A 12849-nucleotide genomic window follows, 5' to 3' on the forward strand; every position below is an offset into this window, starting at 1 on the left:
AACCTCGCAACCTAACGCCACGACCGGGGCATGACAAGGCGAACAACACAACGCGTTCGAGGGGAAGTTGGTTTCGCGCCGAATGTAGGACAGCGGTAAGGATCTCCATCGGGGTAGCGTCGGTGTTCCTGCATTCCTCCGCACATCGAATGCACTGTCGACGCACTCAGGAGCGCACGCACATGACCAGCAGCACGGCCCAGATCGGCGTCACCGGACTCGCGGTGATGGGCAGCAACCTCGCCCGCAACTTCGCCCGCAACGGTTTCACCGTCGCCGTCCACAACCGCACCACCGCCAAGACCACGGCGCTCGTGGAGGAGTTCGGACACGAGGGCTCCTTCGTGGCCGCCGGGTCCGCGAAGGAGTTCGTGGACGCGCTGGAGCGCCCGCGCCGGCTGATCATCATGGTGAAGGCCGGTGAGCCGACCGACGCGGTGATCCGCGAGTTCGCCCCGCTGCTGGAGCCGGGCGACGTGATCATCGACGGCGGGAACGCCCACTTCGAGGACACCCGCCGCCGCGAGAAGGAGCTGCGCGAGCAGGGCCTGCACTTCGTGGGCGTCGGCATCTCGGGCGGCGAGGAGGGCGCGCTGCTCGGCCCGAGCATCATGCCCGGCGGATCCGAGGAGTCCTACGCCTCGCTCGGCCCGCTGCTGGAGAAGATCTCCGCCAAGGCCGCCGACGGCACGCCCTGCACCTCGCACGTGGGCCCCGACGGCGCCGGGCACTTCGTGAAGATGGTGCACAACGGCATCGAGTACGCCGACATGCAGCTGATCGCCGAGGCCTACCACCTGCTGCGCGAGGTCGCCGGGTACTCCCCCGCGAAGATCACCGAGACCTTCCGCTCCTGGAACAAGGGCCGGCTGGACTCGTACCTGATCGAGATCACCGCCGAGGTGCTCGCGCACACGGACGCCGCGACGGGACGGCCGTTCGTGGACGTGGTCGCCGACGCCGCCGAGCAGAAGGGCACCGGCCGCTGGACCGTGCAGATCGCCCTCGACCTGGGCGTGCCGGTGTCCGGGATCGCCGAGGCGGTCTTCGCCCGCGCGGTGTCGGGCCACGGCGAGCTGCGTACGGCCGCGCGGGGGCTTGCGGGTCCGAAGGCCGAGCCGCTCTCCGCCGGGGCGGCGGACGCCTTCGCCGCCCAGGTGGAGCAGGCCCTGTACGCCTCGAAGATCGTCTCGTACACGCAGGGCTTCCACCAGATCCAGGCCGGCAGCGAGGAGTACGGCTGGGGCGTGGACCCGGGCGCCGTGGCCTCGCTGTGGCGCGGGGGCTGCATCATCCGGGCCGCGTTCCTGGACCGGATCCGCGCCGCGTACGACGCCCGGCCGGAGCTGCCGAGCCTGCTGGCGGACGCCGGCTTCGCCGACGAGATCGGCGCCGCGCAGCACGACTGGCGCGAGGTGCTGGTGGCGGCGGTCCGCCAGGGCATTCCGGTACCGGCCTTCGCGGCCTCGCTGGCGTACTACGACGCCCTGCGCTCGGAGCGGCTCCCGGCGGCCCTGACCCAGGGCCAGCGCGACTTCTTCGGGGCGCACACCTACCGGCGGACCGACCGCGAGGGCTCGTACCACACGCTGTGGAGCGGCGACCGCTCCGAAGTCCGTACGGACTGACGCGGCGGGCCGGACCGGCTCCGCGTCAGCTCCACGGCTCCGGCGCGGGCTGCGGCGCGGGGCCGGGCGGCGGCGGAACCGGGTCGGGCTCGGGCACCGGGCCCGGTGTCGGCGGCACGGGCCGGGGCAGCGGCCCCGGATCCGGGAACGGATTCGGCACCGGGACCGGGTCGGGGACGGGAGGCTGTGTCATACCTCCACCCTCCCCCGGTCCCGGTTCCGGCGCCCGCCGGGCTACATCCCCAGGGCGGCCGCGGGGCCGGACAGCACCGGCACCCGGATGGTGACCAGGACGGGCCCGCCGGGAACCCGACAGCACCTCCCGCACGACGGCCGGAACCTGCGACGCGGTCCCCGGCGCACGGGCCCCCTCCACCTCCAGCAGCTCCGGCGCCACCGGGTGCTGCCGGTCGCGCAGGGCGTCGAGGACCGGCACGCGCACGGGGCAAGGTGTGCAGCAGAGTCAGACCCGGCCGCCGGACGGAGTCACCAGAGGTCTCACCAGAGGTCGGAGTCCGAGGCGAGCTGCGCCTTGGCGGCGGCCACCACCCCGGCCGGCGCCTCGGGCGCCTGCTCGGGGTGTTTGACGGCCCAGCTCGCGGCATACGGGCAGAGCGGGACGACGGGCACGCCCTCGTCGGCCGCAATCCCGTAGAAGCTCTTCACGAGGTTCCCGGCGATACCGCGGCCCTCGTGGCCCGGCTCGACGATCGTGTGCACCGCCACGAGGGCGTGGGGCGCCTCGGCGAGCACGAAGTAGGCGATGTGTCCGACCACCGCCCCGTCCTCGACGGCCAGCAGCCGACCGGCCGCACGGTCGTCCACGATCTTGATCGATTCGCTCGACCCGGTCTGCGCCATCGTCCCGACTCCCCTCAGACAGCCACCGCGTGGGGGCTGCGCTCCTGGTCCGTTCCCGGAACCGGGGCGGACGGATCCACACCCAGCTCGATGATGCGATTGTCGCCGTCGACGTGGACGACGCGCGGCTCGAACACGCGCGCCTCGGCGTCGTCCATCTGCCCGTAGCTGATGAGGATGACCAGGTCACCGGGGTGCACCAGGTGCGCGGCGGCCCCGTTGATCCCGATGACCCCGGATCCGCGCTCGCCCCGGATGACGTAGGTCTCCAGCCGTGCCCCGTTGGTGATGTCCACGATGTGCACGAGCTCGCCGGGCAGCAGGTCCGCCGCATCGAGGAGGTCGGCATCGATGGTCACGGACCCGACGTAGTGCAGGTCGGCCTGGGTGACGGTGGCCCGGTGGATCTTGGACTTGAACAGAGTGCGCAGCACTTTGGACTCCTAGAAGACGGCTCCCTGCCTGCTTTCTGCAGGTCAAGGGCGGTCTTCACTGTACATCGGCACGCGTCAGATCGAAGATTATTAGGAACATCGACCCCCTCTGGCGAGAAGGCTCCTCGCCTGCACTTCCATGCGAACCAGCCTGTCGTGACGCCGCCGACCAGGCGTCCACTCGGTCAGCCACTCTGGAACGCTTGAGGACTGATGCTGATCAGATGCTGACTTACCTGATGGCCAATCAGAGGCATGGGGGCGCGGGACGAACCGCTCCCCCGGGGGCTGCCTCAGACCTCCCACCCTGATCAATTGGCCGGTCGTCGCGAGGCGGGTTGCACCCTCCGCATCGGGCCAGTTGCCGTGCTGCCAGCGCTCACTTCCGCCTGGCCGAATTGCCCAGGCTCGTAGACCACCTCGCTCACCCCTCCCCTCCGGTCACTCTTTCCCCCACACCTGAGAAATCGCCGGCCAAAGCTTTTTGCGGCAGGCTCATGGATCACGCGCATCGACATGACATCAAGATCAAGACGCGGGTCCAGAGATCGAATCGGCTTGTGCCAGACCGCCGGAAGCGGAACAGGGAGAGCAACGTCCAGCCGGCGGGGTAATGCTTCATCCCCCACGGGGACTCCGTTCTCCTGGACCATCAAGATCCAAGTGTCTCCGGTGTCCAAAATCCGGGGTCAAGGCCCGTACAGAACCTGCCCCACCGCCCCGGAGCACGCCTCATCCACGTCATCGGCTGCCAGCCCGGCGGCGTCCCATCGACCTCAACCAGGCCCTCGGCGCACTCCAGCAACCCCGCACCGTCCCCTGCCGCGAATGCACGCCGGAGCCTCATTCACGCCAGCTGGCTGAACCACCCAAGTCCGCCTGGCATCCCCGAAAGGGCGACGTTCTCAAGACGCCCACCTGGCACTTGTCCTGGGTCCTTCTCACCATCGGAACGAGGACCGTCACGTTTACGGGGTTGTCCTGAAGCATGATGGCAAGGAGGAGTTGGCTCCTCGCACAGACGATCTGCAGGTCGTAGTCCTGGAGGAAGCCGCCCCGACGCCCTGGGGTGCTGTGGGAGGCGTAGTGGCCCTGTCCCCGCGGCGGTCGTTGCGCAACCATGGGAGGACGACCGGGGCCGTACGACGGAGGGGACCGGACGATGAGCGGTGGATGGCGTTCACTGGGGCGGCGACTGGGGCTGGGGCGGCGGTCCGCGGAGGAGGGCGTGCAGGCCGGGACGGCCGGTGAGGTCGCCGAGCACGCTCCACAGACCGGGGAACTGGGCGAGGGCGCCTCCTACAGCATGACGACCTACGACGGGCACGACGGGATCCCCGTCATCGACGTCAAGCTCCGGATGACGCGGGAGGCGATGGCGCGCTGGACGCTGAGCGCCGCCCGGGAACAGAAGGGCGAGAGCCACCCCGAAACCCTCACCGCGGCCTACGAACTGGCCGAAGTGCTGTGGCGGCAGGCCTGCGCGGACGAGGCGGTGGACCTGCTGCGCCACGTCGTGGCCGGCCGCCGGACCGTCCTCGGGCACGGCCATCCGGACACTCTGGCCGCAACGTCCTACCTGGCCCGGGCGCTGGAGACACTGGGCGAACTGGCGGAGGCGGACGCACTGATGCGGACGGTGTGGACGGAGTACGGGCGCACCTCGGGAGAGGACCATCCGCAGACCCTGAGGAGCCTCGCCCACCTGGCCCGCCTGGCGCTCCGGCGCAACCGGCCCGAGGAGGCCCAGCGGCTGGCCCGCCAGGCACTGGCCGGCCGTGAGCGGGTCCTGGGACTGGAGCACCGCGACACCCTGAGGAGCCGCAACGACCTGGCGGGCACCTGCCGCGCGCTGCGTCTGCCGGAGGAGGCGGAGCGCCTGTACGGGCAGGTGGCACGGGACGCCGCCCGGCTCTACGGCCCCGCCGACCCGCTGAGCCTGGACGCACGGGCCAACCACGCCGCCGTACTCGCCGACCTGGGGCGGTGGGACGAGGCGGAGCGGAGCTACCGCTGCGTGGTGGAGGAGCGGGTGCGTACCCGCCCAGGTCACGCGGACACCTTGCTGGCGCAGAACAACCTGGCCTCGGTGCTGCACGGCGCGGGCAGGGTGGCGGAGGCCGAGGCGCTCATGCTCGCCGTGGTGGAGAGCCGTACGAACCTCTTCGGCCCCGACCACCCCGATACCCTGCACAGCCTCAGCAGCCTCGCCGCGATGTTGCACCGTCAGGGCCGCCGGGGGGAGGCAGAGGCCCTGTGCCGCAGGGTCGTCGCCGCGGCCGAGCGCCGGTTCGGCCCCGGTGACCCGCGCACGGCCGAGGCCCGGGAGAACTTGCGGACGGTGCGCGGGGCCTAGGGCCTGTCGTCAAACTCCCGTCTTCGCCCCAGACGCCGCGAGGCAGACGGGAGTTTGACGACAGGCCCTAGGTGTATTGATCCGCAGGCCGGATCGGCTCTGGGTGACCGGTGCCCTTACACCCCCACGTGGACGTGCGCAGCCCACAGGGACGGGAACCAGGCATACCGGTCGTGCAGAGCGGTCACGGCCGCGTGCAGGGCGAGGGCCACCTCGTCGTCGGCGGACTCCGGTCGGGCGAGCGCCTCGTAGAAGGACTCGGCCACTTCCGGCGCCAGTTCGTCGGCGACGGGCCACAGCGTGCCCACCACGTGCCGGAAGCCGGCCAGTTGAAAGGCGCTGGTGATGTGGATGGCCTCGTCCACCAGGTCCTGCCGGGTGGAGGAGGTCGCGCACGCCGACAGGAACGCCAGGTGCGCGTAGTCGAGCCGCAGCCCGGCCACGTCGGTGACGGTCAAGGGGCGCGTCGCGTGGTCGTGCGTCAGGATCCGGCAGGCCGAAGGATCCTGCGGGTCGGTCACGGCATGGCAGGCGAAGTGCGCGGACCGGGCGTGGCGCAGTGCCTCCAGCACGCTGTCCCGGGTCACCGCTTCGTCGGCAAGGGCGACGGGGCCGCCTGGTCCCGTCAGATGCCGCCCGATGGCATGGGCCTCGACCTCCGCGTTCGGCAGCGCCGCCTCCCCCGGCGTGCGGGACATGGTGACGATCAGGGGGCGGGCGGCGGTCCGGGCCGTGGGCACCCTCCTCGTCCGCGCGTGGTGGAGGGCGGCGACGGTCGGGGTGTACGAGGACACCACCCGGGCCAGGGCGCAGCGCGGCTGGTCCGGGGTGGCGCGCGGGCCGTGGTAGCCGGCCGCGTGCAGGGGAAGGAAGGCCAACGGCCCCTGGGGGCACCACCAGACGCGCCGTGGCGGCGTGTCCGCCCCGGTGGGGGCCGGGGCGGGGCCCAGGCGGTCGAGCACCGGCCCGGTCACCGTGTCCCAAAGCCATTCGAGCAGCTCGGCCACGCTCTCCTGGCGTGCCACCCGCTCGGCCACGCTCCCGCCCGCCGGGCCGGAGGGCGGGGCGTCGACGGCGGTGAGGAATTGGGAGACGCGGCGGTGGACCTCCTCGACGGTGGTCCTCAGCGGCACCACCTCGATCCGGCCGTCGGTCACGATCAGCGCGTCGCAGCGGATGCTGATGTTGACCACCACCACGGGGCTGCCGCCCTCCCCCGCCCCCGTTCCGGCCCGGCGCACGATCTCCCCGGCCGTCGGCGGGCGCAGGAAATCGGCCAGGCCGGGCACGGCCCGGATCTGCGCCACGAGCAGGTCCCATTCGAACTCGCGGACCCGTATCCGCTCGGCCGCCTGTCCCGCGGACGGGGCGTTGCCGGAGGGCTGCGGGTCCTGGGCGTCGCGCAGCCGGACGAAACGCTCGGCCAACTCCGGCGCGCGTTCCCGCAGCCTGGCTACATCGGTCTCCCTGGACTGCAGGAGCCGGCCGAGGATCACACCGCGCCCGTGTTCGAGCACTTCGAGGGCCCGGTCGGGCCGCCCAACCTGGAGGGCGTAGGCGGCGGCCTCGGCGGCCAGGCCCTGCTCCCGGGCCAGGACGTACTGCTGGTCGGTACGGGTCAGTTCGCGTGCGGCGAGCCGCGGCAGCAAGCGGACCGCCTCCGTCAGCCAGTACTCTGCCCCCTCCCAGTCGTGCCTCGTACCGCAGACCTGCCCAAGCGTGGCCCGGGCGCGCAGTCGCGCCTGCACGGGCGCGGTGTCCACTGCCACGGCGCCGCGGGCCGCCTCGTAGGCCTCGTCGAGCAGTCCGGTGTTCTCCGTGGCCCGGCACAGCTCGTGCAGGGCCTCCGCGAGTGCGCTGCGCGCGGAGATCTGTCCGGGTTGGCCGGCCGGGAAGCTGGCGACCACCGTGCGCAGCAGGTCGACGCACTCCTCCAGGTCCGCGAGGCCCCCCAGGGTCTCTGCCCGGGACCGCAGGGCTTCCGCCAGCTGGTGCGCGGTCGTCCGGTGGAAGTCCGAACGCTCCGGCCGCAGGGCAAGCGCCTGGCGCAGCAGCCCCACGGCCTCGTCCGCGTCGGCGAGGCCGGTGCCGCCGCCGGCGTCGTGGCGCAGGCGCAGCAGGGAGGCGAGGTTCCCCAGCAGGGCGGGGCGCTCCAGTGCCCCGGCGGTGGTGGCGTCGAGGGCCTCGCGCTGTATGGCGACCGCCTCGTCGAGGTGCGGGCGGTGGGCGGTGTGCTCGTACCGGGCGAGGTGGGCGTTGCTGAGGGTGGCCAGGACCGCGGCACGGTTCGGGGCCCCTGCGGGCAGGAGCGCCAGGGCGCGCAGCAGGTGGTCGTCGCACCGGTCGAGGTCGCCGAGGTCGTGCCGGGTGTGGAAGCGTTCCAGGAGGCTCTGGCCGAGGGCCGCGTTCATCGCGGGGAAGTTCTCCTCGTCCGGCCGGGCGCCGCGTACGGCCTCCTGCTGGAGGGCCACGGCCTCGTCCAGGTCGGCCGGGGAGCCGGTGCGGGCGTGGCGTCGGAGCAGGTGGGTGGCGAGATCGGAGGAGGCGGCCCTGCGGTTGGCCGCGTTGTGGGGGCTCATGCCCAACGCGTCGAGGGCGGTACGGAGGCGGGCGACGGCCGTCTCCAGGTCGGCCGGGTCGTCCGTGAGGTGGTAGCGCTCCGCGTGTGCCTTGCCCAGTTCGAACAGGACGACCCCGTGGTTGATGTCCTCGTACGGGAGGGCGCGGACGGCCTGCACCAGGGTGTGCACGGCCCAGTCCGCCCAGCGGACCTGCCCGCAGTGCGCGGCCCGCTGCAGCGCGAGTTCCGAGACCCGGACCGTCACCACCAGCCGGTAGGTCTCGTTGAAGTCCTCCTGCGTGTCGGCCTCGGATTCCAGGACGCGACGCAGCAGGGCGACGGCCTCGTCCAGTTCGCCGAGGCTGCCGTCCTGGCGGAACCTGTCCGCCAGCCACCCGGCCAGGTTGACCGTCGGCCGCCAAGGCGGGGTTCCGCCGTCGCGCAGGACCTCTTCGCGCATCCTGCGCAGCAGGTCCACCGCCTCGTCCCGGGCAGACCGGTCCTGGGTGAGGCCGTACCAGCTGTCGAGATACCCGGCAAGGTTGGTCCGCCGGACCACTGCCTGCGGACTGCCGGGCGGAGTGTGGGCCAGGGCGACGCGCAGCACGGCGATCGCTTCCCGGAGGTGTTCGGGGTCACCGCTGAGGACGTGCAGCTCGTCCAGGGCCTCGGCGAGTCCGCCCAACTGGCCGGCCCGTTCGGCGGGCTCCGCCGGCGGCAACTGCGCGGAGCTGCGGAGCAGGGCGACGGCCTCCTCCAGCAGGCCTGGCTCCCCGGTGTGCTGGTGCAGCAGCCGCAGGGCGCGGCCCAAGCCGTACCGGCAGCCTTCGATGTCCGTCCGGCCCTCGGGGGCGGCGTCGAGTGCGCGCCGGTAGAGGTCGATGGCTCGCAGTAGTGCGGGCAGGTCGCCGGTGTGCCGGTGCAGTTGGTCTTCCGCGTTGGCGAGATTCCTCAGGTGCACGTCCCGCCCGTGGGTCCGGGCTGAGCCGGCGTCCACGACCCGCTGGTGGAGGTCGCGGGCCCGTCGCAGAGCGGAGAGGTCTCCGGTACGGAGGTAGAGCTCGGTCTCGTGCAGACCGCGGCTGTGCAGTTCGTCGACGGATGCGCCAGCGGATCGGCCGGACGGTCGTTGCGAGCGGGACGCCTCGTCACCCATGTTCTCCACGGTACGGCCCCACGGGCCGGGCGGGGCCCGCTGCGCGCACTCAACTCCCCTGTGCTGACGGCGGTTCGGGGGGATGTTCGTATCGGGAGGGCGGCGGCACGCCCTGGCGCCAGTGCAGGCACAGCGCGTGCGCCAGGGTCCGCTCCTCCTCCAGGCTGTCGGGCAGCGGCAGGTGCAGGGCCTCCAGCAGATCGAAGCGGTGCAGCTCGATCGCGGCGCGGACGGCGTCTCCGTACCCGAGGGCGGACTGGACCGCCCCGTGGTAGGCGAGCGCCGCCACCGCGGCCGGGACCAGTGCGAGCAGCAGCCACCAGCCCGAGCGCAGCAGCAGCGCGGCGCTGACCAGCGCGGTCGCCCCGCCGGTGATGCAGAGCCGGGCCGCGCCGTCGAGCGAGTCGCGGCAGTCGTCGACCACCGCGCGCGCCCGGTCGCCGAGCACCGGGTACAACCGCGGCCAGGCGACGGCCGCGTCCCATCCGTACTCCCGGCCCGCCGTGTCCCGCACCGCAGCCAGTACGTTGCCGAGGGCGGTCGGCCGCAACAGGTGCTCGGGGAGCGGGTAGCGCTGCCGCAGCCGGGCCGCCGCGGCGCCCGCCCGCTGCACCTGTCCGGGTGAGGCGTCGTGCGCCAGGCCGGCCGATTCGGCGCGCGCGGCCAGGCGTTCCTTCCTGCGCCGTTGCAGCGCGCGGCATGGCCCGGCACCGAGCGCATCGGGCCATCCGCCCTCCAGTAGCCGTATCACGGCAAGTTGGAAGGGCTGGAGGACGAGGGCGACCAGGGTCGTGCCGAGGGCGATCCACACCGCCTGCCCGGCCCCAACGCCGGTGGCAGTGCGCCAGGCGCGCCGCGGGGAGACGTCCACCCCGGGAGCGCCAGCCCAGATCAGCAGGAGGACGAACAGCGTGGCAGCGTAGGTCGGCAGGTAGGCCACCGAGAAGAAGCGGACGGAGCCGTCGAGGGGCTTGGGGATCACCGGGGCGAGACTCACGCCGGGATCACCCCCGTTCCCCGCGGGGTGCAGAGGAGAGTTCCATGGATCCGTGGTCGCCCACCCGGCACACCGGCCGGTACCGGTCATCGTAGAAGGCGGTGTAGGCGCGGCTCCCGCAGGCATCGCAGCGGAAGGCGATGACGCTGAACCGGGTGGATTCCCCCGGCACCGCCGCACGGGCCTCGTCGCCGGGGCCGCGGGACGTGCTCCCGAGGACGACGCGGGCGTAAGAGCGGGAGGTGGCGCCGGTCTCCTCGCCGCCGACGACCAGGACGACCCGGTCCAGCCGCTCGTCCCCGGCGAGCAGCCGGCCCAGGGCCGCGGCCGCGTCGTCCAGGGAAGTCCCGGCGGGGAGTTCCAGCCGTGGGGCGCCCTCGCTGCCTGCCCTCGGATCCACCAACATGCCGTAGGTCATGCGCCGTTGTCGCCCTCCGCCGATGCCGGTGTCCGTCCACAGGTTCCCCGACTCTACCGCTCGCCGGTTCCTCCCAAGAGGCCAGCGCCCACCACATCCGCGCGCATTGGTCACGGCACGGACTACCGGACGCTGGTCAGAGGTCAGACCGATCAAGATCAGCGACCCGCGCTCCATGCCGGGCATGCTCGCGTGGTCACGTATCCCGGGGGTCTGGCCGCCCGGGTTACGGGGGATGGTGCGCTTCCTGCGCAGGGTCAGGTGCGTGAGGGGCTCGGGATGCGGTGGGGCCCTTCGGATGCGGATGGCGGTTCGGCGCACTGCGGTCGCCGAGGTCAGCAACGGCGGGACATGATCGGGACCGATGCTGACTACTTGCTGACCTGCACCCCGACAGCACCGCGCTGACCTGCGAAAACGTCCGGATGTCAGATGTGGGACTTGATCATGGTGCGCAGCAATTTGAGCTCCTAGAAGGCGGCTCCCTGCCGGCTTTCTGCAGGTCAGGGGCGGTCTCACCCTACACTGACACGCGTCGGATCGAAGATAAAAAAAGGAACATCGATTCCCGCTGGCGAGAAGGCTCCTCGCCTGCACTTCCGCTCGAACCAGGCCGCGGTCGCGCCGCCGACCACACCTCGAATCGGACAGCTACTTCGAAATGTTCGGGGACCGATGCCGACCAGATGCCGACTTACCTGACGACACATCAGGCACATGAGGACACAGGGGACCTCTAAGTCGCTGCTCCTGGGCGGGCCGTACTGGCTACCGACGCCAACCGCCGATGACGCCATCGGACCGCGTGCCCCCGCGTACTGGGCCCGGTGTTGCCGTCGCATCGCCCCCCCGGTTCAGAAGGCACGCGGGGACATCATCATCTTCGTTCCGTCTATGACAGCGGTACAGCGGGGCGTGCCAGGTCCGGGAGTGACGCGGACGGTGACGGACGCGGGTGGGTCTGTGGGCAGTTCCCCGCTCACGACCTCGGGGCGGTTCCCATGCAGGGAGGAGCGGCCGGTCTCCTTGCCGTCGACGAGCAGCTCGACCAGTCCCGGATGGCCGCTGTGGACGTTCACGGTCACCGAGTGGCCCCTGGCATCAAGGTGAAAGTGGTGGCTTCCCGCCATCAGGCGCCTCCCTGAGGAACCGCTACCCCACCCCCCATCATGCGTGCGTCCGCCCCGGCCTGCACCCGAGGGCCGGGGCGGACGCACGCTGCGCCGACGACGGGTACCGAGACCGTTCCGCGTGCCCCAGCGGGCGCGAAGCCGCACACTGCGATAAAGAGGCCTACGCATTTCGCGCGGGCCGAGGTGAGGGTGTTCGGCGTGCTTGAGGTCCCGCTCTGGCTGTGGGGGGCGTTCGCCGCGACCGTGGTGGTGTCGCTGGCGATCGACTTGCTGTCCCACCGCACCGCGCACGTCATCGGCTTCAAAGAAGCCGCTGCCTGGAGCGGCCTGTGGGTGAGCCTCGCCCTGATCTTCGGCGGGGTCGTCTTCCTCGTCCTCGGCACGACCGCCGGCACCGAGTACACGACGGCCTGGCTGCTGGAGAAGAGCCTGTCGGTCGACAACCTCTTCGTCTTCGCCGTGATCTTCGCCTACTTCAAGGTACCCAGGGCCTACCAGCACCGCGTGCTGTTCTTCGGCGTCATCGGCGCCCTCGTCTTCCGCGGGATCTTCCTCTCCCTCGGCGTGGCCGTCGTCAGCCGCTTCACCGCCGTGCTGTTCGCGTTCGCGGCAGTGCTCTTCTACAGCACGTACAAGCTCCTCAAGGACGAGCAGGACAGCTTCGACCCGGGTAAGAGCTTCGCCGTGCGGCTGCTCCGCAAGATCATCCCGGTGCGCGACGAATACGCCGGGGCGAAGTTCTTCGTCAGGGAAGCCGGCAAGCGTGTGGCGACCCCGCTGCTCGCGGTGGTCGCCGCGATCGAGGCCGCCGACCTGATCTTCGCCGTCGACAGCGTCCCGGCCGTCCTGGCGGTCAGCGACGACGCCTTCATCGTCTACACCAGCAACGCGTTCGCCATCCTCGGCCTGCGGGCCCTCTACTTCATGCTCGCAGGGCTCCTGGACCGCTTCCACTACCTGAACAAGGGCCTGGCGATCATCCTCGCCTTCATCGGCGTCAAGCTCATCCTCCAGGCGTCACACAAGCTGATCAGCCCAAGCATCCCGGAAATCCCCTCACCGATCAGCCTCGCCGTCATTGTCGTCGTCCTGACGGGCTCCGTGGTGCTCAGCCTCAGAAGGTCGGCCCCGATACGCGTTCTGGAACAGGCTGACGAACAGAGGGACGCCTCCGAGGCCACCGATCAGGTCGAGGCGCGTAGCACACCACCTGTGGTGGATGACCCTGAGCCGCCCACCGGCCCACCAGATCAAGAGGGTGAAGCGCCCCCACGCTCGGGATAGTCCGGAAGCCGACCACTTCCCG

The 12849-nt window shown here is 71.5% G+C and carries 9 protein-coding genes; 3 read left to right on the top strand and 6 right to left on the bottom strand.

The window, feature by feature from the left end; all coding sequences use genetic code 11:
- The first annotated feature begins 182 nt into the window (after positions 1-182).
- Positions 183-1628 carry an NADP-dependent phosphogluconate dehydrogenase gene (gene gndA / locus ACODT5_RS08180; RefSeq protein ID WP_422518511.1) on the top strand — a complete coding sequence of 482 codons (1446 nt, stop codon included), beginning with the start codon at positions 183-185 and terminating at the stop codon, positions 1626-1628.
- Between the two features lie 498 nt (positions 1629-2126).
- On the opposite strand, the gene ACODT5_RS08185 is transcribed toward gndA, so the two are convergent.
- Both ACODT5_RS08185 and panD read right to left on the bottom strand, forming a co-directional pair.
- Positions 2127-2489, bottom strand: coding sequence for a GNAT family N-acetyltransferase (locus tag ACODT5_RS08185; RefSeq protein ID WP_422518512.1), 363 nt, complete (start codon positions 2487-2489; stop codon positions 2127-2129).
- A gap of 14 nt (positions 2490-2503) precedes the next feature.
- A complete protein-coding gene (gene panD / locus ACODT5_RS08190) occupies positions 2504-2923 on the bottom strand; it encodes an aspartate 1-decarboxylase (RefSeq protein WP_422518513.1) in 420 nt (139 codons plus the stop codon).
- A 1162-nt stretch (positions 2924-4085) separates the two neighbouring features.
- Between panD and ACODT5_RS08195 the strand changes: the two genes are divergently transcribed.
- Positions 4086-5279, top strand: a complete 1194-nt coding sequence (locus ACODT5_RS08195; RefSeq protein ID WP_422518514.1) for a tetratricopeptide repeat protein — start codon at positions 4086-4088, stop codon at positions 5277-5279.
- 116 nt (positions 5280-5395) lie between these two features.
- On the opposite strand, the gene ACODT5_RS08200 is transcribed toward ACODT5_RS08195, so the two are convergent.
- The 4 genes from ACODT5_RS08200 to ACODT5_RS08215 form a co-directional block, all read right to left on the bottom strand.
- Positions 5396-8995 carry a CHAT domain-containing protein gene (locus ACODT5_RS08200; RefSeq protein WP_422518515.1) on the bottom strand — a complete coding sequence of 1200 codons (3600 nt, stop codon included), beginning with the start codon at positions 8993-8995 and terminating at the stop codon, positions 5396-5398.
- 49 nt (positions 8996-9044) lie between these two features.
- The gene (locus ACODT5_RS08205; protein WP_422518516.1) at positions 9045-9992 is read right to left on the bottom strand and encodes a hypothetical protein; all 948 of its coding nucleotides are present in this window, start codon (positions 9990-9992) and stop codon (positions 9045-9047) included.
- Between the two features lie 7 nt (positions 9993-9999).
- On the bottom strand, positions 10000-10410 hold the full coding sequence (locus tag ACODT5_RS08210; protein WP_422518517.1) for a hypothetical protein: 411 nt from the start codon (positions 10408-10410) through the stop codon (positions 10000-10002).
- Between the two features lie 854 nt (positions 10411-11264).
- Positions 11265-11495: a hypothetical protein gene (locus ACODT5_RS08215; protein ID WP_422518518.1), complete on the bottom strand. Its 231-nt coding sequence runs from the start codon at positions 11493-11495 to the stop codon at positions 11265-11267.
- 246 nt (positions 11496-11741) lie between these two features.
- On the opposite strand from ACODT5_RS08215, the gene ACODT5_RS08220 reads away from it, so the two are divergent.
- Complete coding sequence (locus tag ACODT5_RS08220; protein ID WP_422518519.1) at positions 11742-12827, top strand: TerC family protein; 1086 nt, start codon at positions 11742-11744, stop codon at positions 12825-12827.
- Positions 12828-12849 lie beyond the last annotated feature (22 nt).

Origin of the sequence: Streptomyces tatrensis (genome assembly GCF_049310065.1) — a bacterium.
Taxonomy (GTDB): domain Bacteria; phylum Actinomycetota; class Actinomycetes; order Streptomycetales; family Streptomycetaceae; genus Streptomyces.

Bases quoted from the DNA above. Each gene is read 5' to 3' on its own strand.
- ACODT5_RS08210 (WP_422518517.1), bottom strand. From the start codon at position 10,410: ATGACCTACGGCATGTTGGTGGATCCGAGGGCAGGCAGCGAGGGCGCC.
- ACODT5_RS08195 (WP_422518514.1), top strand. From the start codon at position 4,086: ATGAGCGGTGGATGGCGTTCACTGGGGCGGCGACTGGGGCTGGGGCGG.
- gndA (WP_422518511.1), top strand. From the start codon at position 183: ATGACCAGCAGCACGGCCCAGATCGGCGTCACCGGACTCGCGGTGATG.
- ACODT5_RS08185 (WP_422518512.1), bottom strand. From the start codon at position 2,489: ATGGCGCAGACCGGGTCGAGCGAATCGATCAAGATCGTGGACGACCGT.
- ACODT5_RS08200 (WP_422518515.1), bottom strand. From the start codon at position 8,995: ATGGGTGACGAGGCGTCCCGCTCGCAACGACCGTCCGGCCGATCCGCT.